This is a genomic window from Vibrio glycogenivorans (assembly GCF_051660965.1).
Taxonomy (GTDB): domain Bacteria; phylum Pseudomonadota; class Gammaproteobacteria; order Enterobacterales; family Vibrionaceae; genus Vibrio.
In genome coordinates this window covers 428,479-453,263 of sequence record NZ_JBPVIS010000001.1, presented here as the reverse complement: position 1 = coordinate 453,263, position 24,785 = coordinate 428,479, and the positions used below count along the sequence as shown (strand labels likewise).

The following is a 24,785-nucleotide window of genomic DNA, read 5'->3' as shown; positions in this document are numbered from 1 at the left end:
GAGAATATGATGACAGGAGAGAGAAAACGCGGATTTTTACGCCTTGATACGGCGCAGCAAGAGCAAGCCAAACCCACCAAGTGGGGGTTGCCTGATTACAGCTCAGAAAAGCCCGGTCAAGCGAGACAAACCGCGCTCAACTACGACCCAGGTTGGGCCCCAGATTTCGGCTCAGAGCCTGAAGAGGAGCTGCTGCCACCCACTCAAGAAGAGCTTGAGCAGATCCGTCAAGCAGCCTTTCAAGAGGGCATGCTTCAGGGACAAGAAGCAGGATTTAAGCAGGGCTATGACAAGGGCAAAGAGCAAGGCTTTGAGGCCGGTCATAGTGAGGGCCTACAAGCTGGACAAGCTGAAGGGGTTGCGGCAGGACAAGAGTACATTCAGCAGAATGTTCAACACCTGATGGCGCTGGCGAATCAGTTTGCTCAGCCGCTTGAGCTGATGAATGCACAGGTCGAGAAGCAGCTTGTAGACATGGTGCTGTCAATCGCCCGCGAAGTGGTGCACGTCGAGGTTGCAACCAATCCCCAGGTGATCCTGGATACGATTAAAGAATCGGTTGAGGCACTGCCCATCCTTGGTCATGCGATCACGCTTAAATTTCATCCAGAAGATGTCGCGATCATCCAAGCGGCATACGGCCAAGAGCAACTCGATATTCGCAATTGGACATTGGTCCCTGAGCCTGCCTTGAGCCGAGGGGATGTGCAGATCGAGGCCGGTGAATCGAGTGTGAGTTATCGTATGGATGAGCGCGTGCGTAGCGCTGTACAAAAGTTTTGTGCCATCAACCGTCACCAAGTGGGTGACGTGCAAGGCGGCCACTAGTGCAGCTGCTATTTGAGCGACTGCAACGCTACCAGACCACCGGGGTATCGAGTCGTCCCGTTGCCTCTGGCAAACTGGTGCGCGTGGTAGGATTGACCCTTGAGGCCACCGGTTGTCGCGCCCCGATAGGCAGCCTCTGCCGCGTGGAAACCATGCAAGGGGAGATGGAGGCCGAGGTGGTAGGTTTTTCTGGCGATCGACTGCTGCTGATGCCAAGCGATCAGGTCACGGGTATCCTGCCTGGTGCCAAAGTAACGCCGCTCACCGCTGAGGGAGGGCTTCCGGTTGGCATGGCACTACTCGGTCGCGTGATTGACGGGGTGGGTAATCCTATTGATGGTCTTGGCCCGATCTACAGTGACAGTCGCGCTTCGTTTAATGCCCAACCAATTAACCCCCTGGCACGTAAACCAATCTCTGAGCCGCTCGATGTCGGCATTAAAGCGATCAATGGCCTATTAACGGTTGGCAAAGGCCAGCGTATCGGTCTGTTTGCCGGCTCTGGTGTCGGTAAGTCGGTGACGCTCGGCATGATGACGCGCGGAACCAGCGCTCAGGTAGTAGTGGTTGGCCTTATTGGTGAGCGTGGACGCGAGGTTAAGGAGTTTATTGACGAGATCCTCGGTGTCGAGGGGCGTCAGAGAGCCGTCGTGGTGGCAGCGCCAGCCGATGCTTCGCCTCTAATGCGCCTTAAAGGTTGCCAAACCGCGTTGACGGTTGCGGAGTATTTTCGTGACCAAGGCCTCGATGTGCTTTTATTGATGGACTCCTTGACGCGTTTTGCCCAAGCCCAGCGTGAAATCGCTCTATCGGTCGGTGAGCCGCCAGCGACCAAAGGCTACCCACCTTCGGTATTTGCCAAGTTACCCGCTTTGGTCGAGCGCGCCGGTAATGGTGACGATAATCAAGGCTCGATCACGGCGTTTTTCACGGTGCTAACCGAGGGAGACGATCTGCAAGATCCGATTGCGGATGCGTCACGAGCGATATTGGATGGCCATATTGTACTCTCGCGTGAGATGGCAGATGCAGGCCACTACCCAGCCATTGACGTCGAGAAATCGGTGAGTCGCGTTATGCCTCAGATCACCACCGATGAGCATCTGTTGATGTCCAAGGCGGTTCGTCAAGTCTTGGCCATCTGTCGCAAGAATCAGGACCTAGTCTCGATTGGTGCCTATAAACCGGGTACGGATCAAGCGATAGATAGCGCCTTTACCCTCAAGCCGCGGATTGACCAATATCTGCAACAAGCGATGAAAGAGAGTGTCCCTTACCCGATGTGCGTCAATATGCTCAGTTCAATACTTAATAACTGATTTAGGGAGTTTGGATGGATAATGCGCTGGACTTCCTACTTGAGCAAGCGAGTGATCAAGAGCAACAAGCCGTGCTGGCTCTGAATAAGGCGCGTGCTGAGCTTGAGGATTATTACCGCCAGGTAGAGCAAATCGAGAAGTACCGTTTAGATTACTGTCAGCAGTTGATCGATCGCGGCCAAGCGGGTCTGACCGCCAGCCAGTATGGTCATCTCAATCGATTTTTGACCCAGTTAGACGAAACCCTGGCTAAACAGAAACAGGCCGAGTCGCATTTTAAAGGCCAGGTGGAAGGGTGCGAGCAACACTGGTTGGAAGTGCGCAAGCAGCGGCGCTCTTATGAGTGGATGCTGGACAAAAAGCGCGAGCAACGCGAGCGTCTGGAGGCTCAGAAAGAGCAGCAGATGATGGATGAGTTTTCAACCCTGTTATATAGCCGAAAACCCCGTCAAACTTAGCTTGGAATGAATATTGCATCATTTGACGATATAGCACCCTAATGATGTGCCATTTGTTTAATTATCTGAGTATGCCGAATTGATGAAGATTGATCTTGCGACCTCCAGCGAAGTGATAAAGCCGATTGGCACCGATAGTCAGCCGATGACGAGTGAGTCGGTGGAAGAGAGTACCGCCGGTTTTTTTAATCACTTGAGCTCACTGATGTCCTCTGATGAGACCGAAACCGAGGTTGATATTGCCAATCAACCAGTGGCTGAAAAATCGATCAATGGGCAAAACTCGTTGGCTACGCAGAGTGAAGAACTCTCTCCTGCTGACGATAAAGATGCATCAAATCAGATAGATGAAATTTCTGACGCTGATAAACAACCTGAGGTCGGTAAGGCTTCTCCGCACCCGCTTAATTCGCCGAGTTTGATGAGTTCTGATGATCAAGCGCAAGAGGTGAAGGCCGCGGTGACAGAAAGTGGCGAACTGCTTGAGCGACTCAATGAATCGAGTCGAGCTCTGCAGTCAGGCAGTGAGCCGCTGGCGTCACAGCAAGAGTTGACCCAAGATGCCACTAGGGTGGCAGAGCAAGGCGGCAAAGTGTTGCCTCTTAGCGATCCCGATGCCATGGCATCCGAGTCTGAGGCAAGTCAGCCAGTAAACTCTGGAATTGAGCACACTCGTAAAGAGTCGACAGGTTTAAACAGCAGGGATGGTATGCATGCAAATGGCGCTCAGCCAATCAGGGTTGATTCGAACATTGTGGCTTCCGATGACTCTTACTCAGAATACGCACCATCCTCACAACCCGCTGCCAGTCTCAGCCAATCAGCGAGTACTGAGTCGAGCGAAGAGACACTCAGTCAGTCCGAACAGGACTTAGTGTCTGCCAAGCGAGCGATTGAGCAAGAGTTAGAACAAGACTTTGTCGCTAGAGAGCTTGAGCACTTAGACAAACCAATGGCAACGATAACCGCTGATGAGTCAGCCCAGATCAAATCATCAAGCGGTGTTTCTCATCCATCGCCGGAGCATCGAGCGATTGAATGGAGTGGAGCGCCTGGGCAGCCCCCAAGTCTAGAGACATCGGAACAGCCGATATCGGATATCAAAGGCAATGACGAGCAGCGCGGATTTGATCTCATGTCGGGTGAGATTGAGTCGCGAGCGACTCAATCTGAAGCTCAGCACATCATAGGACAGGCACCCAATGAGCGGGAGGACACTGACGATAATCTCAGTGAGATACCGCCTGCATTAGAGCAATACAGCGCGGCTAGCATGATCCCTTGGAATCGTTCTGTCCATGTTGAAGGTGTTGCGCCACCGGTGCATGGCGCTGTTGATCAGGTATCCTCGACGCCGGCTTCAGTGGCGGCAACGAAAGTCGCTGATACGACGACATTGCTCAATACACAAATGGCACAAGCTCAGGTAGCACCTGGCGTTGTGGTACCATCAGTTGCCGCACTATCGGGTTCTGAACCATCTGTTTCTGAACTATCTGTTTCTGAACAAGGGAGCGCGCTGTCAAGCGGTAACCCGCCCAATGGCGCTGTCAGCTCAGCGGTGCACCACGTAGATATTAAAGCGGCGCAAAACTCAGATTTGCTGGCATCGCTAGGGACGATGAATGGTCCGGTAATGACCGATAGCGCCTCGGCCTCGACGACTGCAACGAGTCAGGGAGCTGAATCCGCTGTAGCGGCGGCAATGGCGACGAGTGGCGTGCTAGGCACCGCGCGTGCTGAGGTCAATACAATGCAAGGGAATGTGGTCATATCCCAAGCGATGACATCTCAGGAAATGGCCGATAAGGTGAACGACCAAGTGCAACTGATGTTGTCTAAGAATTTGAAGAACATCGATATACGCCTTGATCCACCCGAGTTGGGGCGGATGCAGATTCGCATGAATATGAATGGCGACAGTACTTCGGTACACTTCACGGTGGCCAACGCTCAAGCCCGTGAGGTGCTTGACCAATCCATGCCGCGCTTGCGAGAGATGTTTGCCCAGCAAGGCATTCAATTAGCTGATACCTCCGTCTCACAGCAGAGCAGCCAACAACAAGGACGCTCTGCCGGCCAAGGCGAAGCGGGTGGTACGCAGCAGAGCAGCCCTAATGGGTTGGCAGACGAAGACAATGATGCTAGTCAAAGCATCGATTTGAACGTCACTACACAGCAAGATGGCATTAGTTACTATGCCTAAACTGAAGGCCTAAAATGACGGCTTAAACGACAACCATAAAGAGTACTCAATGGCTGAAGAACAATCGATTGAACTACGCAACAACACCCGCCGGCTAGCGATCATTATTGGCGTGGCGGCAGCCCTGCTGATTGGCTCGGCGGCGGCCGCGTTTTTCATGTTTCGTACCGATAGCACAGGGCTTGATGTGCGAAGTAACCCGCGACAGGCAGCGGCCACAACCCTTGAGCCTGTGGCTTACGTGAACATTCCTGAGCCATTTGTGTTTAATCTGCGCAGTGAGCCGCGTGATCGCATGGTGCAGATCAAGGCGCACTTGATGGTGCGAGGGCAAGAAAACGAACGCCTTGCTCGTTACCACTCTCCTTTGATTGAGAGCTCGATTATTAATACCTTTACCTCTTCGACTGAGCAGCAACTGCGCTCACAGACCGGTCGCGCTGAGCTGCGCGATCGAGCAACCGAGGACGTACAGGCGATTTTGTCTCAGACGGTCGGCACGCCAGTGGTTGAGCGTGTGCTGTTTACCGATTTTGTTATCCAGTAGGTGAAAAGTGACCGATTTATTAAGCCAAGATGAGATCGATGCACTCCTGCATGGCGTCGATGATGTTGATGACGAGGTCGATGAGCAGATTGAGATAGAGGGTGACGCCGTCAGCTTCGATTTCTCATCGCAAGATCGTATTGTCCGCGGTCGAATGCCGACCTTGGAGCTGATTAATGAGCGTTTTGCACGCCATATGCGCATCAGCTTGTTCAATATGCTGCGTAAGTCTGCAGAGGTGTCGATTAATGGCGTGCAGATGATGAAGTTTGGTGAGTATCAGAACACCCTGTATGTGCCGACCAGTCTTAATATGGTTCGCTTTAGACCACTTAAGGGCACCGCGCTGATCACCATGGAGGCGCGATTGGTGTTCATCATGGTTGAAAACTTCTTTGGCGGTGATGGGCGTTATCAAGCGCGTATCGAGGGGCGCGAGTTTACCCCAACCGAGCGACGCATTGTCCAGTTGCTGCTTAAAATCATCTTTGAGGATTACAAAGAGGCTTGGTCACCTGTGATGGGGGTTGAGTTTGAGTATCTTGACGCCGAGGTAAACCCGGCGATGGCCAACATCGTCAGTCCAACCGAGGTGGTGGTGGTCAGCTCATTCCATATCGAAGTGGACGGTGGCGGAGGTGACTTTCATGTTGTGATGCCGTACTCAATGGTCGAACCGATCCGAGAGCTACTCGATGCCGGTGTTCAGTCGGACAAGATGGAGACAGACATCCGCTGGAGCAGCGCACTGCGCGATGAGATCATGGACGTTCCGGTCAACTTCCGGGTTAATCTGCTCGAGCAAGACATCTCTTTGCGTGACTTGATGGAGTTGCAAGCCGGCGATATCATTCCGATCAGTATGCCAGAGCACGCGATCATGTTCGTCGAAGAGCTGCCGACCTACCGGGTAAAAATGGGTCGCTCGAACGAGAAAATGGCCGTACAAATTTCAGAAAAGATCAAACGTCCAGATGCGGTCAAGACCGACTTGGCGTTTTTGGGTAAGAATGTCATGTCCGAGCTCGATGATGAGTTCGGTGACGATGAATAAGGTAGTAAACAATGGAACCGACTGACGATCAAAAACTGGCCGACGAATGGGCGGCGGCTTTGGGTGAAGACCCTAAGGCAGCAGCTGGCGATACAGACGATGTATTGGCAGCCCCGCTCGATGAGCTACAAGATACCGCATCGCCAATCTCGGATGACGAACGACGCAAGCTTGACACGATCTTAGATATTCCAGTGACTATCTCCATGGAGGTAGGGCGCTCGCAGATCAGCATTCGCAACTTATTGCAGCTTAACCAAGGCTCAGTGGTTGAGCTTGAGCGGGTTGCCGGTGAGTCACTCGATGTGTTGGTGAATGGAACCTTGATCGCCCATGGTGAGGTTGTGGTAGTAAACGATAAGTTTGGTATTCGCCTTACCGATGTGATCAGTCAAACCGAACGAATTAAGAAGCTGCGTTAATGTCATTACATCGAATTGTCCTGACGCGATATATTGGTCTGTCAGGGGCCCTGTTTGCGCCCGGCGTTCTTGCCGCGCGTGAAGCGCCGACTCACTACGATCTGGCCACCACGGTAGGGTCGTTGATGCTGGTGCTCTTGGTCATCGTTGCCTTGATGATAGCACTGAAAAAGATGCGTGTTCCGTCTTTGATGGGGCACAAGGATCTGTCGGTGGTGCGCCAGATCCCAGTGGGTACCAAGGAGCGGGTGGCGATCATTCAAGCGGGTGAGGAGCAATATCTGGTTGGCATCACAGCGCAGAATATTAATTTATTGTCCAAGCTTGATCAGCCCATCATTGAAGAGAACGCACCGGACAGCAAGTTCAGCTCACAACTCTCCAAGCTGCTAAATAAGAATCCCCATGCCTAGAGCCTTGTCCTCCTCAGTTTTACTGCTCCTTTTGCTCTTGGTGAGCCCTTTGGGTCTCGCTGAGCAAGAGATCAGCATCGATCCGAGTATTGCACCAGCCGGTCAGGTCACCGTGTCAGTGATGGAAAATGAGCAAGGGGCGGCCTCACTGACCAGTAGCTCGACGCGAACGGGGGTGGGCATCCCAGCCTTCACGATGACCACCAACCCTGATGGCAGTGAAGACTACTCGATCAATTTGCAGATCCTCGCCCTAATGACCTTGCTCGGCTTCTTGCCGGCGATGGTTATCTTGATGACGTCATTTACCCGCATCGTGGTGGTGATGTCTATCCTGCGCCAAGCCATGGGTCTGCAACAAACGCCATCCAATCAGGTCATTATCGGCATCTCGCTGTTCTTGACCTTTTTCGTCATGTCACCGGTGTTAAGTCAGATCAACGACCGAGCGATCGAGCCGTATTTGAACGAGCAAGTTGATGCTCGTCAGGCATTTGACGAGGCACAGCAGCCACTGCGAGCCTTTATGCTCAAGCAAACCCGGATCAAGGATCTCGAAACCTTTGTTGGCATCTCGGGCGCCGAGGTGCAAAACCCAGAAGATGTGTCGATGGCGATCTTGATCCCGGCGTTTATTACCTCAGAGCTAAAAACCGCGTTTCAGATTGGCTTTATGCTGTTCCTGCCGTTTTTGATCATTGATTTGGTTGTCGCCTCGGTGTTGATGGCGATGGGTATGATGATGCTGTCGCCGATGATCGTTTCCTTGCCGTTTAAGCTGATGCTGTTTGTCCTAGTGGATGGCTGGAATCTGATCTTATCGACGCTTGCCGGCAGCTTTGCCCTATGATGGAGCCCACCCAATGACCCCTGAACTGTTTGTTGAGCTGTTTCGTGAGGCGCTGTGGCTAGTGTTGATGCTGGTGTGCGCGATCATTATTCCGAGTCTGTTGGTGGGTCTGATTGTGGCGATCTTCCAAGCGGCGACCTCGATCAACGAGCAGACCCTGTCGTTTCTACCGCGTTTGATTGTTACCATACTGGCATTGATGACCTTTGCCCATTGGGGCACTCAGGTGATGATGGAGTTCTTTTTTAGCCTTATCGAGCGCGTGCCGAATATCGTCTACTAGGAGTCGGCATGGAGTACCCAACCTCAGTCGTATTAGATTGGATTGCCAACTACTTTTGGCCGCTCACGCGCATCTCCTCGATGCTGATGGTGATGACGGTGACTGGGGCACGTTTTGTGCCGGCCAGAATCCGGCTCTACCTTAGCTTGGCCATCACATTAGCTGTGATGCCTGCCATCCCCGCAGTCCCAAGCGATATTGAGCTGCTGTCACTGGGCGGGTTTATCCTTCTGTTTGAGCAGATCGTGATTGGCGTGGCCATGGGCACGATTACCACCTTTATTCTGCAGACGTTTGTTTTGCTCGGGCAGATCCTCGGTATGCAGTCCAGTTTGGGCTTTGCCTCTATGGTCGACCCGGCGAATGGACAGAATACACCGGTGCTTGGCCAGCTATTTATGATGGTAGCGACCCTATTTTTTCTCGGCACAGATGGGCATCTGAAGATGATCCAGCTGGTGGTAATGAGCTTTAAAAGCTTGCCTATTGGCAGTGGGGGCATCAGCACGCTGGGGTTTGAGGAGATCGCTTCCTGGCTTGGGATCATGTTTAGGGTTGCGCTGAGTATGGCGCTGTCTGGAATTATTGCGCTGTTGACCATTAACCTCTCGTTTGGCGTCATGACTCGTGCTGCGCCGCAGCTGAATATCTTTTCACTTGGTTTTGCTTTTGCTTTGATGGTGGGGCTGTTTATTTGTTGGTACTTGCTCAGTGGTCTGCTTAATCACTATGAGCTGTTTTGGGTCGATGGGGAGCAGCAGGTATGCCGACTGATCAATATCGACTGCTAATCATCACGCTTGGAATAGGAGGCTGATTTGGCAGAATCTGACGGCCAAGAACGCACCGAAGAGGCCACCCCCCGAAGGAAACAGCAAGCCCTGGAGAAGGGACAAGTCGCCCGCTCCAAGGAGCTTGCATCGGTATCGGTTTTAATTGTTGGCTCGGTGGCCTTGATGTGGTTTGGTGAGTTTCTTGCCAGCGGCCTTGGTCAGGCGATGGCGCGCTTGTTCTCGCTTAGCCGTGAAGAGATTTATGATCTCGGTAAGTTGAGTAATATCGCCTTTAGCGCACTTGGCAACTTAATTTTGCCGTTGCTACTGATCCTCATCGTACTGTTTTGTGCCGCGCTAGCTGGCGCTGCAGGGCTGGGTGGTATTCGTTTTTCGGCAGAAGCGGCAAGACCAAAATTGTCTAAGCTTAACCCCCTGAGCGGCTTTAAGCGTATGCTGGGTAAGCAGAGCTTCGTAGAGCTGATCAAGTCGATACTTAAGGTCAGCCTTGTCGCAGGAGTGGCTTTCTTCTTGATCCAGCAGTCGCAAGCTTCATTAATGCAATTGAGTACCGACGTTTTTCCACAAAATATCTTCCACGCTCTGGATATTCTGTTGAACTTTGTTTTGCTGATCAGTTGCTCCTTGCTGGTGGTGGTGGCGATTGATATTCCTTTTCAGATTTGGCAGCACAACGAGCAGCTCAAGATGACCAAGCAAGAGGTTAAGGATGAGTTCAAAGACACCGAGGGTAAGCCTGAGGTGAAAGGACGTATTCGTATGCTTCAGCGTGAGGCGGCTCAGCGACGAATGATGGCCGATGTCCCGCAGGCGGATGTGATCGTGACTAACCCAGAGCACTTTTCCGTTGCGCTGCGTTATAAGCAGAAGACTGATAAGGCACCTGTGGTGGTGGCTAAAGGCGTGGATCATATGGCACTGAAAATCAGGGAAGTAGCTCGTGAGCACGATATCTACGTGATCCCTGCACCGCCGCTTGCTCGCGCACTTTATCACACCACTGAGCTTGAACAAGAGATCCCCGATGGGCTGTTTGCTGCTGTGGCACAGGTGCTCGCTTATGTATTCCAGCTTAAGCAATATCGCAAAGCAGGTGGACAGCGTCCGGTGCTCAAGAGCGAGAATATGCCGATCCCGCCGGACCTGCGCCACTAGCGACAAAGCTCAATTCAGAGCAGATTATTTTTCAGGAATAGAGAGCAGGACGAGTAGGGCACCGTCACCGCCAAATTCGAGCGGCGCTTGATGGAAGGCCATCACATCCGGGTGCTGCGCCAACCACAATGGCACTTTTTGTTTGAGGATGTGCTTACCGATACCGTGCTGCACGCAGGCACAACTCACGTTCTGTTTTACGCAGTAGGCTATCATTGATCCAAGCTCGCGTTTCGCTTCCATCTGGGTCATGCCGTGCATATCAAGGAACACGTCTGGAACATAGACCCCACGACGAAGGCGTTTGACCTCATATTTGGAGACATCATCGCGAGCATAGCGAGTCGGGCCCTCCTCACTGAGCAGCGGAACAAACTCATCCGAGAAATAAAACTCGGTATCGGAGGCTTCACGGGCAGTGCGAGTGACTTCTTTCTGCTTTGTGTTTCTTTTTGGTGCCTGGACTATGGTATCCTGTGCGAACTTTTTTACGCCCTTTACTTCTTCATAAAACAGCGAGAAGTCATCGTCAAAATCGGTGTCTTTGTAGCTCATGGGTAAATCTTTACTTAATTACAACTTATGAAGGGTATTGTAGCGCTTTTTGGAGGCAACTTTGGATAAGATTTTTGTAGAAGAAGCAGTATCAGAGCTTCACACGCTTCAAGACATGATTCGTTGGACGGTGAGTCGTTTCAACGCCGCGAATTTATTTTATGGTCACGGCACTGATAATGCTTGGGATGAAGCGGTTCAATTGATCCTACCAACGCTGTATTTGCCGATCGACGTGCCTCCGCATGTATTGAATTCACGCCTGACCAGCAGCGAGCGCCTGCGCATTGTTGAGCGTGTGGTTAAGCGCATCAATGAGCGCACACCAACGGCGTACCTCACCAACCGTGCTTGGTTCTGTGGTCTTGAGTTCTTCGTTGATGAGCGCGTCTTGGTGCCTCGCTCACCAATCGGTGAGCTGATCCAGGCAAGCTTTGAGCCGTGGCTGGTGGAAGAGCCAACGCGCATCATGGATATGTGTACCGGCAGTGGTTGTATCGCGATAGCGTGTGCTCACGCCTTCCCGGACGCTGAGGTGGACGCGATTGATATCTCAACCGACGCCCTGCAAGTGGCTGAGCAGAACGTGCAAGACCACGGTATGGAGCAACAGGTGTTCCCAATCCGCTCAGACTTGTTCCGCGATCTGCCAAAAGAGGCGTACAACCTGATCGTGACCAACCCACCTTACGTGGATGAAGAGGACATGAACAGTCTGCCAGATGAGTTTACCCACGAACCAGAACTTGGCCTAGCTGCGGGTAGCGATGGCCTAAAACTGGTCCGCCGCATCCTAGCTAACGCACCAGATTACCTAACCGAAAAAGGCATCTTGGTGTGCGAAGTCGGCAACTCAATGGTACACATGATGGAGCAGTACCCAGAGATCCCATTCACCTGGATCGAGTTCGAAAACGGCGGCCACGGCGTATTCATGATCACACGCGAGCAAATGCTTGAACATGCTGAGCATTTTGCTTTGTATAAAGACTAACGTCTTTAATTAAGGGGCGAGGTTCGGGTTACACTTCGTTCCGAGGAGCGAGGAGTTTCTCACGTGTATTGAACTCCTTGTCTCTCAAAAGGCTTTACTCGCAACCCGCTTCTTTGTTTAGGTGCGATTAGTTTATCAAGTGTATCAAACTACTCGCACCTCGAAGGGCAAAGCCGGTCCCCGCACCTCGCCCCCTTTTTTTCCCTTTACATCCCAAGCCAATAAAGACACTATGATTCCATTAACAACAGGATGAAGGTTGTGTTACGTGCTAGCGTGAGCAGATAGCGCCTAACCAGCGAGAGATAGAGGAAAAAATGGCAGGTAATAGCATAGGACAGCATTTTCGTGTCACCACGTTTGGTGAGAGTCATGGTATCGCATTGGGGTGTGTGGTGGATGGCTGTCCTCCAGATCTTGAGCTTACTGAGGCCGATCTTCAAATCGACTTAGATCGTCGCCGTCCCGGCACATCAAAATACACCACTCAGCGCCGCGAACCGGATCAAGTCAAAATTCTATCTGGGGTATTTGAGGGCCGAACCACAGGTACCTCGATTGGGTTGCTGATTGAAAACACTGACCAACGCTCAAAAGATTACTCTGAGATCAAGGATAAGTTCCGTCCAGGTCATGCTGATTACACCTACCATCAAAAGTATGGCAACCGCGACTATCGTGGTGGTGGTCGTTCATCGGCGCGTGAGACTGCGATGCGCGTTGCCGCCGGTGCTGTGGCGAAAAAGTACCTTAAGCAAGAGTTCGGCATCGAGATCCGCGCCTACCTATCACAGATGGGTGATGTCGCTATTGATAAAGTCGATTGGGATGAGATTGAGAACAATGCTTTTTTCTGTCCTGATGTGGATAAGGTTGAGGCATTTGATCAGCTGATCCGTGACCTGAAAAAGCAGGGCGACTCGATTGGGGCCAAGCTGCAAGTGGTTGCGACCAATGTGCCAGTAGGACTGGGCGAGCCAGTTTTTGATCGCCTAGATGCTGACATCGCGCACGCGCTAATGAGCATTAACGCCGTTAAAGGTGTTGAGATCGGCGATGGCTTTGATGTGGTTGCTCAAAAAGGCAGCGAGCACCGCGATACCCTATCTCCACAAGGTTTTGGCAGTAATCACGCTGGCGGCATTCTCGGTGGCATCTCTACTGGTCAAGATATTGTTGCGAGTATTGCACTCAAGCCAACCTCAAGCATTACGGTGCCGGGTGAGACGATCACCAAGCAGGGTGAACCGACCGAGCTTATCACTAAGGGGCGTCACGACCCATGTGTTGGTATCCGCGCTGTGCCTATTGCAGAGGCGATGCTGGCTATTGTGGTGATGGACCACCTGCTGCGCCATCGTGGTCAGAATTACGGAGTGGTTACCGAAACCCCGGTTATCTGACGGACTGTGTTCGAACAGTGTAAGCCCCTAAAGCGCATTGGCGTTTTGGGGGCTTTTTTATTTCAGCACTTGTTTATTTACAGGCCGGGACTCTAGTCGACAAGCGACTGATAAGTAAGCAATGTGACGCGAAAGATGCAACAAAATATGAATGACTGATTATTAATGTTGTATATGCAACTTACTGAATTTAGTATCTGTGCTATCTAAGTAGCAGACAAGATAACTTATGCTCAAAGGTATTTTAATGGCTTATGAAGAGGGCATCGCAACCCCGCTACTGGATGAGTCCACGTTCTTTTTGATGGGGATTGCGCATCGCTTGTTTCGAAATCAAGCGCAAGAGCAGCTGATGGAGCATCACGATATCAGCGTCGAGATGCAAAAGGCGTTAGAGATCCTCAGCTTTCATGGTGAGATGCTCCAGCAAGGATTGGCCGATAAACTAATGACTGAGCGCAGTACGGTCAAGCGCTTGGTCGACAATATGCTCAAGCGGGAGCTAGTGGCGATCAGTGCCCACCCCACCAACCAAAAGGTACGCCTGATCAAACTGACGGAGAAAGGCGTGTCAGTGCACAAGAGCGGCAACCAAATCATTACGTCCGTCCAACGCCAGTGGCTAGACCAATTGGGTGATGATAAACAGGCGCAGCTAAAAAGCGCTCTAACAACTCTAATAGAAAAAAGTTAAAACTCATTGTAGGGGCATTTATGCCCCCTTTTTTTCTGCGGAAAAGAGACGAGAGGCAAGATCGCGTTGCTACGAGAGGCGAGTTCTAATCGCGCGTGACTAACGCCTCGAACCCCGAAGGGCAAAGCCCGTCCTCGACCCTCGCACCCTAAAGAGGCTTTGCCCGCTTAAAATTGGATTGTGACTTTTAGACCTTTGGCGTTTTTCTCGTCTGTGTAATCGAGTGAGATATGGGCTTGGTGGAGCTTGGCGACGACGGCAACTAACGATAGCCCAAGACCGTGTCCTGGGGTGTGGCGGCTTTTGTCTACGCGAAATAGGCGACGAAACACTTTTTGTCGGTATTCGGGGGCGATGCCAGGGCCATTGTCGGCGACGATGAGCTGATGGTGATTGAGGGCTATAGAGATTTTTGCGTCTTCAGGGCAGTGGTGGTGGGCGTTTTCTATTAGGTTGTACACCAAGCGAAATAGAAGCGAGGGCTCGCCCATAATAGGGGTAGGGGTGAGGTTTGCCTGAATGGTTTGCCGCTTTTGCTCAAGCTGTAACTCTGCTAACTCGACGGCATCACTGACAATCCTTGCTAGGTCAAGGGTGGTGAAAGCTGAGCGGTCATGTAAGGTCTCAAGTTTACTTAACTCAAGCATGGCATTGAAGGTGCGTAGCATAGAGTCAAACTCTTGGTTGAGCTGATGGATGTGCTGCTGTTGTTGCGCCGGGTCAGCACAGCTATCCAGTTGATCGAGTCGGTTTTTTATTCTTGTCATCGGCGTTCTCAAGTCGTGGGCAATCGCGTCGGTTGCCGCTTGAATCTGACTGATTGACGACTCTATTTCATCCAGCATTTGGTTGATATACAGAGCAATATTATCCCATTCGTCTTCACGACCGCGCAGGGTAATTCGACTGCTAAATTGCCCTTGCTCTATCTGCGCGACAACGCGGTGAATCTGATTGAGTTGACGAGTAAGCTGACGGTGTACCACAAGACCCGGCAGAAACGCGATCAGCGAGGTGCATGCCATCACAATCAGGGCAGCATTGATAAAGTTTTCCTGAATTTGATGGATGTAGCTGTTGTCGGTCGCTACCAGGATTTGGTTACCGGCCACCTCAAACGTGCAGCCCTCAAGGATGGTAAAGGCATCATTTGAGTCGAGATAGACGGGAAAGCGCTTGAGCATAGGACAAGGAGTAAGAAAGCTTGGTACATGCGTTAGCGAGCCTTGCACGCGGCCCTGTGGGTCTTTAATCACGGTTAAGATGCTCTCATTTTGATACAAGGAGTCTCTTAACTGCTCTTCTAAGGGCTCGGCTGGGTTAAGTTCGTTGGCACTTTGGATCTGCTCAACGTGCTGAGCAATCAGTTGGCGTTGTGAATGGAGCAAGGGTTGAATACTTAATTGGTAGATGGCCAGCAGTGCTAGGGCAACGATTAACCACAGCATCACGGCGATACTCAGCGACAATCGCCACAGGGAGTGACGGCGCCAAAGGCGACTTATCTGACTCAAGGTTCGTGTCAGGGACAAACGATGCATCGCATTCAGTCCAACTTGATCATGCGATAGCCGGAGCCGCGCACGGTTTCAATAAGATCGGGATAGTCTGGGCGCTCAAGCTTCTTGCGTAACCTTGCAATATGCACATCAATCACATTGGTTTGCGGGTCAAAATTGTACTCCCACACGGCCTCAAAAAGCAGAGAGCGAGTGACGACCTGACCGAGATGCTGCATCAGATAGCGCAGCAGTTTGAACTCTTTGGCCTGAAGGTCAATTTTCTCCCCGGCTAAGTTGGCATGATGACTGAGTAGGTCGAGCTCAAGATGCCCATTGGCGAGCTTGTGTTCGACACTACTTTGGGGTGAGATAGGACGGCTGGCTAGGATCTCGATTCGCGCGATCAATTCAGCCAAAGCAAACGGCTTGGTTAGGTAGTCGTCACCGCCCTGTTTCAGCCCCTTCACGCGCTCATCCACGCTATCAAGGGCACTCAAGATTAACACCCGCGCACCAACATTGGCAGCGCGCAAGGTGGTTAGTACGGTTAGCCCATCGAGGTTTGGTAGCATGCGATCCAAGACAATGACATCATATTGCCCCTCGAGCGCGAGAAACAGGCCATCTTGACCATTGTCGGCTGTGTCAACTGCCCAACCTTGCTGGCGCAGCGACTGACACAGGTAGGCATTGGTTTCCTTATCGTCTTCAACGACCAGTAGCTTCATGTCCGCTCCTACTTACTGATGGCGCTGTTTTTTGAGCATTGGGATCTCTTCACCAGAGGCCACATCAACCAGCAGCTTGTGTTTTCCTGTCTCTGTTGAGGCCAGTTTCACCTCGTAGAAGATCAAGCCGTTTTTGGTTTCTAGCTCTGCTTCCACCAACTTGGCGGCGTATTTCTCTTCGAGTTTAGGTATTACACTGAGAATATCAAACTGAGCCTTGGCGACCTCTTGTATAGCAACTTGCTCATCTTTATTAATTTTACTAAATCCAAAACTACTCAAGTCGCTGGTCTTTTGCTCCAACACCGTCAGGTCATTGACTGCATAGCTGACTTTGTGATGGCTTTGTTCATCGAGATCAACCCACTCAAATTGATAGGCAACTTGCTCGTCACGGTGATCATCCAGCTCGACCTCGGTGATCACGCCATTGATCAGCTCACGAACGGCAGGCGAGAGGGACTCGATGCTGGTATTGGATGATTCAAGCGCGAGCACGTGAAAGCGCGTATCATCATCGGCGATGGTATACCCAGACATACCTAGGGTTGAGATTAGAATGGCCGTCGTCATTGGTTTCATATTTAGCGGGTTCATAGTCAATTTCCTCACGGTTAGTGAACAGTCACGAGGGCGATCAAATTGGTCAGGGCGAACAGTCCCAAACCAGCACCACCACAAATAGCAAGGGCTCTTTTTTGTCTAGCGTTCATGGTGCTCTCCTCTCGTTGATGGGATGACTATACCGAGAGCGAATAAACTCAAAGTGGAGTGAAGATGAAATAAAGTTAATCTTGTTTGTGACCCCTCTCGACGCCGCTTTACCCTTAAGGCAAAAAGAGTAAGAATAGCCAAATAATTTTTATAACACTAAGTCAGCATGAAACACCGTTATCAAGACTTGATTGATCTGTTTAACCATACCTTTTTTAACGACTTTAACACCAAGCTAGAGCTTGGGGGTGATGAGCCGATCTATCTTCCCGCTGGGCAAGGTGCCAGCTACCATCGGATTATTTTTGCCCGAGGCTTTTATGCCTCAGCATTGCATGAAATTGCCCATTGGTGTGTGGCAGGGCCACAAAGGCGCCTACTCGAGGACTTTGGCTATTGGTACGAACCTGACGGCCGCACAGCCGAGGTTCAGGCAAAATTTGAGCAGGTGGAAGTTCGCCCGCAGGCGTACGAATGGATTTTGGCTCGCAGCGCGGGGTTTGAGTTTAATGTCAGCTGTGACAATCTGCACGGCGATTTTGAGCCAGACCGACTGGGCTTTATGGCCAAAGTGCACGCTGAAGTCATCGCGATTTTAGCCCAAGGACTGCCGCCACGCGTCCTTGCCTTGTCTGAGGCACTGCGTGGGTTCTATCAAACCCCGCCGCTCAAGCCCGAACACTTTACGGTGAGCTAATTAATAGCTCTAGACACACAATTGGATAATTCAAAAGGAAACCCCGTGATCATTGATTTTGAAGAAAAGCTCTTAAACCTAATTGACCAACGCATTGAAACCGCCTCCGACGATGAACTGTTCGCCGGTGGCTACCTACGTGGCCACATCTCACTCTCAGCAGCCGATTGCGAAGAGCAAGGCATCAATGATATCGAGGTGCTAAAACAGCAAATCGAGAACAGCCTAGAAGCAGCAAAAGCGGAACTAACCCCAGCCGATCGCGTTATTGTCCAAGACTTATGGCATGAACTCGCAGCGCACGCCTGACGGCTAAGGGGGGCGAGGTTCGGGGACGGGCTTCGCCCTACGGGTAGCGAGGAAAAGCAGAGGCGAGAATCGAGAGGCGAGAGGCGAGAAATTTGCCGCGCGTGGTGTACTCCTCGCACCTCGGAACGAAGTGAAACCCGCTCCTCGAACCTAAAAAGGGAGCGAGTAAAAGCAGAAGCGAGAATCGAGAGACGAGAAATTCAACGCGCGCTGAACCCCTCGCACCTCGGAACGAAGTGATACCCGCGCCTCGAACCTGTGGTTTTAGTGGAAATTTTCGAACAAGTTGATGAAATTAATCGTGTTGTGAATTTTGTCTGGGCAGCGTAGGCTTAAGGTAAACCTGTTTAGGAGAGGAAAACAGTATGAAGATCATAGCTTTCGGTGCGTCTACTAGCTCAACATCAATTAATCGCGCACTGGCTACTTACGCGGCGAACTTGGTTGAGGGGGCGGAGGTGACCGTGCTCGATATTAGCGATTATCAAGTACCGCTATTTAGTGAAGACATGGAAAAGGAGATTGGTCAGGCTGAGGGCGCGCAGGCGTTTTTGCGTGATTTGGCGCAGGCGGATGCGTATGTGATCTCCTTTGCTGAGCACAATGCTCATCACCCAGCGGCGTATAAAAATCTGTTTGACTGGTCAACGCGTATTGACCGCGCCGTGTTCAAGGACAAACCTGCGGTTTATCTAGCCACCTCTCCGGGTCCTGGTGGCGGTCAGCTGGTGCTAGCGGCAGCGACCAACTCGGCACCTTATTTTGGCGGTAACGTCAAAGCCTCGGTTTCCTTGCCGAGCTTTTATGACAACTTCGACCTAGAGTCAGGCCAAGTCACCAACCAAGACTACGCTGAGCAAATTGCTCAAGCAATGAAGCAGTTGGTTTAACCGTTAAACAAAACCCTTGAAACAAAAAAGGATCGCACTGGGCGATCCTTTTTTTATGCTTAGCTAGTCAAGCTATTGGGTGATGGCCTTACCCTTACGCAGTTTTCGCACCCACATTCGCGCTGGATGAATGGCCTCAAGCAAGTCGACGGCGAGAGGAAGCGGGTCGCCATGAATTTGCGATGCCAATACCTCGGCCAGAAGCGGTGCAGAGCTTAGGCCACGTGAGCCCAGCCCTAGCATGCAGTAGAGGTCTGGGTAGCACGAAAGCTCAGGCGCACTGTCTTCATCGAGCTGCTGCAGATTGTGATAGTGCTGTGTCACCGACTCAAGCTGGCTGAGGTTACCCACCATTGGCAGGTGATCGCGGCTTACACAGCGGATCCCTTGGCGAGACTTATCATCACTGACATCGACGCTGAGTGGCCAACTTGCCTCAGGCAGGCATCGGATGAGCTTTTCTCGATTATCCTGCTGAGCCTGTGGGTCAAACTCGCTATCGAGATGAGTCCGGTCGTATGAGGCGCCGATGCAGTGGTGTTGATTAGCCGGATTGACCGGGGTCATATAGCCGTCGTAGCACAACACTGTATTGAGTTTGGTCAATTGCTCATTGGTCGGAATGTGGCTCACTTGACCTTTGACTTTCCCTAGTGGCAGTGATTGGGTCAGGTTCAATTGATCAAATTGCGCCCCATTGGCGACGATAACAATCTGGTGTTCAAACGTTTGCTCGCCACTGGTTAAACGCCAACCCGCTTCGCTGCGCTCAAGCGCTTTGATCTCAGTGTCAAAATGGGCGTTAAACATCGCATGTTGGGCTAACTGCGCCAGGATGCCACTAGTCATTTGTGCCGGGCTAAGCCAGCCGCCAAGTGGGTAGTGGACACTGGCCATGTTGACATCCAGCCCAAGGGTTTGATTGGTGTGAGCGGCATCTAGGGCCTGGACCAATGCATCATCGAACGGACCAGCGGCCATTTTTGACAGCTTAGTGGTTGATGCCTCGTCCCACATAAGTTGGGTAACACCACACCAGTCATGGTCAAACTCGAACTGCTCGGCCATTTGATTGACAAACTGACGAGCGTAAAGAAAACTCGGCGCAAAGATGCGCGATACCGCGTCATGCTGGCCGTTGAGCAGCGGATAGACCGCGCCTTGGCGATTACCTGAAGCCCCCTGCGCTGGCTGATTGTCCTTGCAGTATAAGGTGACCTTAGCGCCGCGGCGGGTAAGGCTTTGGGCCAGCGTTGCCGAGGCAATACCCCCGCCGATGATCGCAATATCAAGCGCTTGGCCCCCGCTGCCTGCAAGGTGAGCACTGCCTTGATAGTGATACCATGGCTTGCTGTTACCCTTTTGGGTTCGAGTAGGGAATTGGCCGGCAAGCATCTCACGCTTGGTGCCAAAGCCTTTGACTTTCTTCATCGCAAAGCCAGATTCAATCAAACCACGGCGCACAAAGCCTGCAGCGGTAAACGTGGCGCAGGTTGCCTCAGACTTGGCAAGATTGGCCATGCCATCAAACAGTTGCTGATTCCACATTTCAGGGTTTTTGCTCGGCGCAAAACCGTCCAAGAACCACGCATCGACAACGCCTTGGTCACTGGTTGGCACTAAGGGCATACAGTCTTTTATGTCGCCAAACCAGAGATCGAGCGTGATCGCGCCATCTGCCAGCACAATGCGATGACATTCGGGCACGGCGATAGGGTAATGGGCTTGGAGCTGCTCAGCGTACTTCGCCAGCTCAGGCCAGGCCTGATGGGCCTTGACTAAGTCATCGAGCTTAACTGGGAACTTTTCAAAGCTGATGAAATGTAATTCTTTTAGTGCTGATTCTGGGTGTTGCTGGCGAAATTGCTCAAAGGCTTGCCAGGTAGCGAGAAAGTTGAGGCCGGTACCAAAGCCGGTTTCTGCGACCACAAAGCGTCTTTGTTCATACGATTGCCATCTTGATGGCAGATGATTTTGCTCGATAAACACGTAGCGTGTTTCTTCCAGCCCGTTGACGTTGGAGAAGTAGACATCGTCGAATTGATCTGAGACGGGTGTTCCGGCTTCGTTCCAGTCAAGTTGTGCATTGGTGATGGATGGCATAATGTAGGGAATGCTTGACAATAATCGCCTAATTGTACTCATAACACGTCGTCTCGGCTAGGTGAGGATGCCTCGCTGGCACAAAAGTACAATCAGGACGGTTTTTGTCACGGAAAGCTGACCACTTTGGGTGGTTAACTTAGTTATTATCTAGCGGATTTAAAAAATTTTAGGATATGTTCATGAAACGAGTCGTCATCACCGGTATGGGTATTGTATCGAGTATCGGTAACAACGTTGAAGAAGTGCTTGCATCGTTGAAAGCAGGGAAGTCAGGAATCACCGCCTCTGAGCAGTTTAAGGAGCAAGGCCTGCGCTCTCAGGTATGGGGTGATCTGAAGATGAACCCGGCTGAACATATTGACCGTAAAAAGATGCGCTTTATGGGTGATGCGGCGGCATACGCCTACCTGTCGATGGAGCAGGCGATTGCGGACTCTGGCCTGACAGACGAGCAGGTTTCCAATGAGCGCACTGGTATCGTGGCGGGCTCTGGCGGCGCATCATCGCTGAACCAAGTCGCGGCGGTTGATATCTTGCGTGAGAAAGGCGTCAAGCGCGTGGGTCCTTACATGGTGCCTCGCACTATGGCGTCAACGGTATCAGCTTGTTTGGCCACGCCGTTTAAGATTCGTGGTGTTAACTACTCGATGAGTTCAGCCTGTGCAACCTCTGCACACTGTATCGGCCACGCTATGGAGCTTATCCAGCTTGGCAAACAGGACGTAGTGTTCGCCGGTGGCGGTGAAGAGCTTGATTGGTCATTAACTATGATGTTCGATGCGATGGGCGCATTGTCGACCAAGTACAACGACACCCCAGATCAGGCTTCACGTACTTACGATGCCAATCGTGATGGTTTCGTGATCTCTGGCGGCGGCGGTATGCTGGTCGTTGAGGAGCTGGAACATGCTCTAGCTCGCGGCGCGAAGATCTACGGTGAGATCGTCGGTTACGGTGCGACATCAGATGGCTATGACATGGTAGCGCCATCAGGTGAAGGCGCAATTCGCTGTATGAAGATGGCGATGCAGGACGTGGACTCGGTGGATTATGTCAACACTCATGGCACCTCAACGCCAGTCGGTGATGTGAAAGAGCTGGGCGCGATTCAGGAAGTATTTGCCGGCAACAGCCCAGCTATCTCAGCGACGAAAGCGATGACTGGCCACGCACTAGGTGCGGCAGGTGTGCACGAAGCGATCTATTCTACCCTGATGCTTGAGCACGGCTTTATTGCGCCGAGCATTAATGTTGAGCAGTTGGACGAAGCCGCACAAGGCCTGGATATTGTGACTCAGGCGCGTGAAGCAGACTTGACGACCGTGATGTCAAACAGCTTTGGTTTTGGTGGCACTAACGCCACTCTAGTGATCAAGAAATACCAAGGCTAACCTGTTTCCAGAGCGGACTAGCACTGCTAGTCGAACAGACGCGGGCACTATTCCATGGAGAGCGGAATAGACGCCTTTTGTTCTGGAAGATTGCCCGGCTAATTTAGCCGGGCTTTTTTATGGACACCAGGCGGTGAATTTTGCACAATCTCGCCAAAACCACCGATAGAAGAAGTCATTACAATGAAAATCATAGTCGATGAGAATATGCCTTACGCACAGGCGCTGTTTGAACAGCTCGGTGAGGTAGTCTTGAAACCTGGACGCGGTCTGACTGCTGATGACCTTGTCGATGTGGATGCGTTGATGATCCGCTCTGTCACTAAGGTAAACCAAGCCCTGATCAGTAAAGCCAATAAGCTCAAGTTCGTTGGCACAGCAACCGCGGGTATGGATCATGTTGACCAGGTGCTCCTTGCCGAGCGCGGTATCCACTTCACGGCAGCACCGGGTTGCAACAAAGTCGGTGTGGCCGAGTACGTGTTCAGTGTGATGATGGTACTGGCTCAGCAGCAAGGCTTTTCGGTGTTTGATAAAACCGTTGGCATTGTTGGTGCTGGGCAGGTTGGTAGCTACTTGGCTGATTGTTTGCGCGGCATTGGCATCAAGGTACTGCTTAACGATCCCCCTAAGCAAGCGATGGGTGATTCGCGCGAATTTACACCACTCGAGACCTTGTTCGAGCAGGCCGATATCATCACTCTGCATACGCCAATCACCCGTGAGGGCGAGCACCCAACACATCACCTTATTGATCAATCGGTGTTAGACAGTTTCCGTGGTGACCAGATTTTGATTAATGCTGCGCGAGGCCCGGTGGTGGACAATGACGCACTCAAGCAGCGTCTAGAGGTCAATGATGGGTTTACTGCCGCACTGGATGTGTTTGAATTTGAGCCGCAAGTAGACATGCAATTGCTACCGCTGCTAGCCTTCGCGACTCCCCATGTCGCAGGCTATGGTCTTGAGGGCAAAGCTCGTGGTACGACTATGATCTATAACTCTTTTTGTGAGTTTTTAGGCCTAGAGCAGCGCGCCGATGCGGCGCAGTTGCTGCCCACTGCACCTGTGCCGAGCGTCAAGCTAGATCGCGCTTGGGATGAAGCAACGCTGCACAATTTAACCCAAATCATCTATGATGTGCGCAAAGACGATAGCCTGTTCCGTCGTGAGATAGCCAAGCCTGGTGCCTTTGACCAAATGCGCAAGCAGTATTGGGACCGACGTGAATACAGCGCTATTACCCTAAATGGGGATGAAACGTGCAATCTTGCACCGTTGAATAAATTAGGTTTTCAAATCGAGGAAAGAAAATGAGTCAACAATTTAATGTAGCGGTTCTAGGCGCGACTGGCGCAGTGGGTGAGACCATTCTAGAGGTGCTACAAGAGCGTCAATTCCCTGTTGGTGAGATTTTTCTTCTAGCGAGTGAGCGCAGTGCCGGTAAGACGGTGCGCTTTAACGGTAAAACGGTTATCGTGCAAAACGTGGAAGAGTTTGATTGGTCTCAGGCGCACATTGGCCTGTTCTCGGCTGGTGGCGAGCTCTCTGAAAAGTGGGCACCAATCGCGGCGGATGCGGGTGTGGTGGTGATCGATAACACCTCTCACTTCCGCTACGACTACGATATTCCGCTTGTGGTGCCAGAGGTTAATCCTGAGGCGATCGCGGAGTTTCGTAACCGCAATATTATTGCCAACCCAAACTGTTCAACCATTCAGATGTTGGTCGCGCTTAAACCGATCCACGATGCAGTGGGTATCGAGCGCATTAATGTTTCGACCTATCAATCAGTATCAGGTGCGGGTAAATCAGGTATTGATGAGTTAGCTGGTCAAACAGCCAAGCTGCTTAATGGTCGCCCGGCAGAGCCTGAGCAATTCTCTCAGCAGATCGCATTCAACTGTATTCCGCAAATTGATAAGTTTATGGATAACGGCTACACCAAAGAAGAGATGAAAATGGTGTGGGAGACGCAAAAAATCTTTAATGACCCGTCGATCACGGTTAACCCGACCTGTGTTCGCGTACCCGTTTTTTATGGTCATGCTGAGGCAGTGCATTTAGAAACCAGCTCACCAATCGATGCTCAAGAGGTGGCTCAGCTGCTTGAGCAAACTGAGGGTGTTGAGGTGTTCCACGGTGAAGACTTCCCAACCCAAGTGCGTGACTCTGGTGGCAAGGACCACGTTATGGTCGGTCGTATTCGCAACGACATTAGTCACCATAGCGGTGTCAATCTGTGGGTGGTGGCTGATAACGTGCGTAAAGGCGCAGCAACTAACGCAGTACAGATTGCTGAAGTATTAATCCGCGATTACTACTAATCGCTGGTTAAGAAAACATCAAGGCTCACATTCGTGGGCCTTTTTTGTGAGTTTGATGCGGGATTCCCCGCTAAATCACTATTTTTTATTATTTTCCCTCTAGTTTTGCCCCTAGTATCCGATATATTTAATAGTTAACATTCTGC

Annotated in this window: 26 protein-coding genes; 21 read left to right on the top strand and 5 right to left on the bottom strand. The window is 51.5% G+C overall.

Going from position 1 to position 24,785, the window contains the following annotated elements:
- Nucleotides 1–9 precede the first annotated feature (9 nt).
- From fliH to flhB, 12 genes are all read left to right on the top strand, one after another.
- Nucleotides 10–828 carry a flagellar assembly protein FliH gene (fliH, locus tag ACSTTG_RS02010; RefSeq protein ID WP_438473658.1) on the top strand — a complete coding sequence of 273 codons (819 nt, stop codon included), beginning with the start codon at nucleotides 10–12 and terminating at the stop codon, nucleotides 826–828.
- Nucleotides 828–2,147 (top strand): flagellar protein export ATPase FliI, encoded by a 1,320-nt coding sequence (fliI, locus tag ACSTTG_RS02005; RefSeq protein WP_438473657.1) that lies wholly within the window; start codon nucleotides 828–830, stop codon nucleotides 2,145–2,147. The genes fliH and fliI overlap by 1 nt, the downstream gene beginning before the upstream one ends.
- A 14-nt stretch (nucleotides 2,148–2,161) precedes the next feature.
- Nucleotides 2,162–2,605, top strand: coding sequence for a flagellar export protein FliJ (fliJ, locus tag ACSTTG_RS02000; protein WP_438460639.1), 444 nt, complete (start codon nucleotides 2,162–2,164; stop codon nucleotides 2,603–2,605).
- Nucleotides 2,606–2,687: 82 nt separating this feature from the next.
- Nucleotides 2,688–4,811, top strand: coding sequence for a flagellar hook-length control protein FliK (locus ACSTTG_RS01995; protein ID WP_438473656.1), 2,124 nt, complete (start codon nucleotides 2,688–2,690; stop codon nucleotides 4,809–4,811).
- A 49-nt stretch (nucleotides 4,812–4,860) separates the two neighbouring features.
- The gene (locus ACSTTG_RS01990; RefSeq protein ID WP_438460641.1) at nucleotides 4,861–5,358 is read left to right on the top strand and encodes a flagellar basal body-associated FliL family protein; all 498 of its coding nucleotides are present in this window, start codon (nucleotides 4,861–4,863) and stop codon (nucleotides 5,356–5,358) included.
- 7 nt (nucleotides 5,359–5,365) lie between these two features.
- Nucleotides 5,366–6,412, top strand: coding sequence for a flagellar motor switch protein FliM (fliM, locus tag ACSTTG_RS01985; protein WP_438460642.1), 1,047 nt, complete (start codon nucleotides 5,366–5,368; stop codon nucleotides 6,410–6,412).
- Between the two features lie 11 nt (nucleotides 6,413–6,423).
- Nucleotides 6,424–6,834, top strand: a complete 411-nt coding sequence (fliN, locus tag ACSTTG_RS01980) for a flagellar motor switch protein FliN (protein ID WP_438460643.1) — start codon at nucleotides 6,424–6,426, stop codon at nucleotides 6,832–6,834.
- Entirely contained in the window at nucleotides 6,834–7,247 is a 414-nt protein-coding gene (gene fliO / locus ACSTTG_RS01975) for a flagellar biosynthetic protein FliO (RefSeq protein ID WP_438473655.1), read from the top strand. Before fliN ends, fliO begins: the two co-directional genes overlap by 1 nt.
- Nucleotides 7,240–8,097, top strand: coding sequence for a flagellar type III secretion system pore protein FliP (gene fliP / locus ACSTTG_RS01970; RefSeq protein WP_438473654.1), 858 nt, complete (start codon nucleotides 7,240–7,242; stop codon nucleotides 8,095–8,097). Before fliO ends, fliP begins: the two co-directional genes overlap by 8 nt.
- Before the next feature lie 13 nt (nucleotides 8,098–8,110).
- On the top strand, nucleotides 8,111–8,380 hold the full coding sequence (gene fliQ, locus ACSTTG_RS01965; RefSeq protein ID WP_438460647.1) for a flagellar biosynthesis protein FliQ: 270 nt from the start codon (nucleotides 8,111–8,113) through the stop codon (nucleotides 8,378–8,380).
- Between the two features lie 8 nt (nucleotides 8,381–8,388).
- Nucleotides 8,389–9,171, top strand: a complete 783-nt coding sequence (fliR, locus tag ACSTTG_RS01960; RefSeq protein WP_438460648.1) for a flagellar biosynthetic protein FliR — start codon at nucleotides 8,389–8,391, stop codon at nucleotides 9,169–9,171.
- 27 nt (nucleotides 9,172–9,198) lie between these two features.
- Complete coding sequence (gene flhB, locus ACSTTG_RS01955; RefSeq protein WP_438473653.1) at nucleotides 9,199–10,329, top strand: flagellar biosynthesis protein FlhB; 1,131 nt, start codon at nucleotides 9,199–9,201, stop codon at nucleotides 10,327–10,329.
- A gap of 24 nt (nucleotides 10,330–10,353) precedes the next feature.
- Here flhB and smrB read toward each other — a convergent pair whose 3' ends face one another.
- Complete coding sequence (gene smrB / locus ACSTTG_RS01950) at nucleotides 10,354–10,884, bottom strand: endonuclease SmrB (protein ID WP_438460650.1); 531 nt, start codon at nucleotides 10,882–10,884, stop codon at nucleotides 10,354–10,356.
- A gap of 61 nt (nucleotides 10,885–10,945) precedes the next feature.
- Here smrB and prmB point away from each other — a divergent pair, with 61 nt between their 5' ends.
- From prmB to ACSTTG_RS01935, 3 genes are all read left to right on the top strand, one after another.
- Complete coding sequence (gene prmB / locus ACSTTG_RS01945; protein WP_438460651.1) at nucleotides 10,946–11,878, top strand: 50S ribosomal protein L3 N(5)-glutamine methyltransferase; 933 nt, start codon at nucleotides 10,946–10,948, stop codon at nucleotides 11,876–11,878.
- Between the two features lie 317 nt (nucleotides 11,879–12,195).
- Nucleotides 12,196–13,281, top strand: a complete 1,086-nt coding sequence (gene aroC / locus ACSTTG_RS01940) for a chorismate synthase (protein ID WP_438473652.1) — start codon at nucleotides 12,196–12,198, stop codon at nucleotides 13,279–13,281.
- A 247-nt stretch (nucleotides 13,282–13,528) separates the two neighbouring features.
- Entirely contained in the window at nucleotides 13,529–13,975 is a 447-nt protein-coding gene (locus tag ACSTTG_RS01935) for a MarR family winged helix-turn-helix transcriptional regulator (protein ID WP_438473651.1), read from the top strand.
- A gap of 167 nt (nucleotides 13,976–14,142) precedes the next feature.
- On the opposite strand, the gene ACSTTG_RS01930 is transcribed toward ACSTTG_RS01935, so the two are convergent.
- From ACSTTG_RS01930 to ACSTTG_RS01920, 3 genes are read right to left on the bottom strand one after another with little or no spacing between them, the layout of a single operon-like run.
- A complete protein-coding gene (locus ACSTTG_RS01930) occupies nucleotides 14,143–15,516 on the bottom strand; it encodes a sensor histidine kinase (RefSeq protein ID WP_438473650.1) in 1,374 nt (457 codons plus the stop codon).
- Between the two features lie 5 nt (nucleotides 15,517–15,521).
- A complete protein-coding gene (locus ACSTTG_RS01925; protein ID WP_438473649.1) occupies nucleotides 15,522–16,205 on the bottom strand; it encodes a response regulator transcription factor in 684 nt (227 codons plus the stop codon).
- 12 nt (nucleotides 16,206–16,217) lie between these two features.
- Complete coding sequence (locus ACSTTG_RS01920) at nucleotides 16,218–16,802, bottom strand: PepSY domain-containing protein (RefSeq protein ID WP_438473647.1); 585 nt, start codon at nucleotides 16,800–16,802, stop codon at nucleotides 16,218–16,220.
- Nucleotides 16,803–17,085: 283 nt separating this feature from the next.
- On the opposite strand from ACSTTG_RS01920, the gene ACSTTG_RS01915 reads away from it, so the two are divergent.
- The 3 genes from ACSTTG_RS01915 (at nucleotide 17,086) to ACSTTG_RS01905 (ending at nucleotide 18,815) form a co-directional block, all read left to right on the top strand.
- Entirely contained in the window at nucleotides 17,086–17,616 is a 531-nt protein-coding gene (locus tag ACSTTG_RS01915) for an elongation factor P hydroxylase (protein WP_438473646.1), read from the top strand.
- Nucleotides 17,617–17,661: 45 nt separating this feature from the next.
- Nucleotides 17,662–17,925 carry a YfcL family protein gene (locus tag ACSTTG_RS01910; protein WP_438460658.1) on the top strand — a complete coding sequence of 88 codons (264 nt, stop codon included), beginning with the start codon at nucleotides 17,662–17,664 and terminating at the stop codon, nucleotides 17,923–17,925.
- Between the two features lie 365 nt (nucleotides 17,926–18,290).
- Entirely contained in the window at nucleotides 18,291–18,815 is a 525-nt protein-coding gene (locus tag ACSTTG_RS01905; RefSeq protein WP_438460659.1) for an NADPH-dependent FMN reductase, read from the top strand.
- Between the two features lie 72 nt (nucleotides 18,816–18,887).
- Here the strand turns inward: ACSTTG_RS01905 and mnmC are convergent, their stop codons facing one another.
- The gene (mnmC, locus tag ACSTTG_RS01900) at nucleotides 18,888–20,918 is read right to left on the bottom strand and encodes a bifunctional tRNA (5-methylaminomethyl-2-thiouridine)(34)-methyltransferase MnmC2/FAD-dependent 5-carboxymethylaminomethyl-2-thiouridine(34) oxidoreductase MnmC1 (protein WP_438473907.1); all 2,031 of its coding nucleotides are present in this window, start codon (nucleotides 20,916–20,918) and stop codon (nucleotides 18,888–18,890) included.
- A gap of 182 nt (nucleotides 20,919–21,100) precedes the next feature.
- Here mnmC and fabB point away from each other — a divergent pair, with 182 nt between their 5' ends.
- The 3 genes from fabB to ACSTTG_RS01885 all read left to right on the top strand — a co-directional run bounded on the left by fabB (nucleotide 21,101) and on the right by ACSTTG_RS01885 (nucleotide 24,639).
- Nucleotides 21,101–22,312, top strand: a complete 1,212-nt coding sequence (fabB, locus tag ACSTTG_RS01895; protein WP_438460660.1) for a beta-ketoacyl-ACP synthase I — start codon at nucleotides 21,101–21,103, stop codon at nucleotides 22,310–22,312.
- A 183-nt stretch (nucleotides 22,313–22,495) separates the two neighbouring features.
- Nucleotides 22,496–23,629 carry a 4-phosphoerythronate dehydrogenase gene (locus ACSTTG_RS01890; RefSeq protein WP_438473645.1) on the top strand — a complete coding sequence of 378 codons (1,134 nt, stop codon included), beginning with the start codon at nucleotides 22,496–22,498 and terminating at the stop codon, nucleotides 23,627–23,629.
- A complete protein-coding gene (locus tag ACSTTG_RS01885) occupies nucleotides 23,626–24,639 on the top strand; it encodes an aspartate-semialdehyde dehydrogenase (protein WP_438460662.1) in 1,014 nt (337 codons plus the stop codon). The genes ACSTTG_RS01890 and ACSTTG_RS01885 overlap by 4 nt, the downstream gene beginning before the upstream one ends.
- Nucleotides 24,640–24,785 lie beyond the last annotated feature (146 nt).

Bases quoted from the DNA above. Each gene is read 5' to 3' on its own strand.
- fliH (WP_438473658.1), top strand. From the start codon at position 10: ATGACAGGAGAGAGAAAACGCGGATTTTTACGCCTTGATACGGCGCAG.
- fliJ (WP_438460639.1), top strand. From the start codon at position 2,162: ATGGATAATGCGCTGGACTTCCTACTTGAGCAAGCGAGTGATCAAGAG.
- ACSTTG_RS01995 (WP_438473656.1), top strand. From the start codon at position 2,688: ATGAAGATTGATCTTGCGACCTCCAGCGAAGTGATAAAGCCGATTGGC.
- ACSTTG_RS01990 (WP_438460641.1), top strand. From the start codon at position 4,861: ATGGCTGAAGAACAATCGATTGAACTACGCAACAACACCCGCCGGCTA.
- fliN (WP_438460643.1), top strand. From the start codon at position 6,424: ATGGAACCGACTGACGATCAAAAACTGGCCGACGAATGGGCGGCGGCT.
- fliO (WP_438473655.1), top strand. From the start codon at position 6,834: ATGTCATTACATCGAATTGTCCTGACGCGATATATTGGTCTGTCAGGG.
- fliP (WP_438473654.1), top strand. From the start codon at position 7,240: ATGCCTAGAGCCTTGTCCTCCTCAGTTTTACTGCTCCTTTTGCTCTTG.
- fliQ (WP_438460647.1), top strand. From the start codon at position 8,111: ATGACCCCTGAACTGTTTGTTGAGCTGTTTCGTGAGGCGCTGTGGCTA.
- fliR (WP_438460648.1), top strand. From the start codon at position 8,389: ATGGAGTACCCAACCTCAGTCGTATTAGATTGGATTGCCAACTACTTT.
- smrB (WP_438460650.1), bottom strand. From the start codon at position 10,884: ATGAGCTACAAAGACACCGATTTTGACGATGACTTCTCGCTGTTTTAT.
- aroC (WP_438473652.1), top strand. From the start codon at position 12,196: ATGGCAGGTAATAGCATAGGACAGCATTTTCGTGTCACCACGTTTGGT.
- ACSTTG_RS01935 (WP_438473651.1), top strand. From the start codon at position 13,529: ATGGCTTATGAAGAGGGCATCGCAACCCCGCTACTGGATGAGTCCACG.
- ACSTTG_RS01930 (WP_438473650.1), bottom strand. From the start codon at position 15,516: ATGCATCGTTTGTCCCTGACACGAACCTTGAGTCAGATAAGTCGCCTT.
- ACSTTG_RS01925 (WP_438473649.1), bottom strand. From the start codon at position 16,205: ATGAAGCTACTGGTCGTTGAAGACGATAAGGAAACCAATGCCTACCTG.
- ACSTTG_RS01920 (WP_438473647.1), bottom strand. From the start codon at position 16,802: ATGAACCCGCTAAATATGAAACCAATGACGACGGCCATTCTAATCTCA.
- ACSTTG_RS01915 (WP_438473646.1), top strand. From the start codon at position 17,086: ATGAAACACCGTTATCAAGACTTGATTGATCTGTTTAACCATACCTTT.
- ACSTTG_RS01905 (WP_438460659.1), top strand. From the start codon at position 18,291: ATGAAGATCATAGCTTTCGGTGCGTCTACTAGCTCAACATCAATTAAT.
- mnmC (WP_438473907.1), bottom strand. From the start codon at position 20,918: ATGCCATCCATCACCAATGCACAACTTGACTGGAACGAAGCCGGAACA.
- fabB (WP_438460660.1), top strand. From the start codon at position 21,101: ATGAAACGAGTCGTCATCACCGGTATGGGTATTGTATCGAGTATCGGT.
- ACSTTG_RS01890 (WP_438473645.1), top strand. From the start codon at position 22,496: ATGAAAATCATAGTCGATGAGAATATGCCTTACGCACAGGCGCTGTTT.
- ACSTTG_RS01885 (WP_438460662.1), top strand. From the start codon at position 23,626: ATGAGTCAACAATTTAATGTAGCGGTTCTAGGCGCGACTGGCGCAGTG.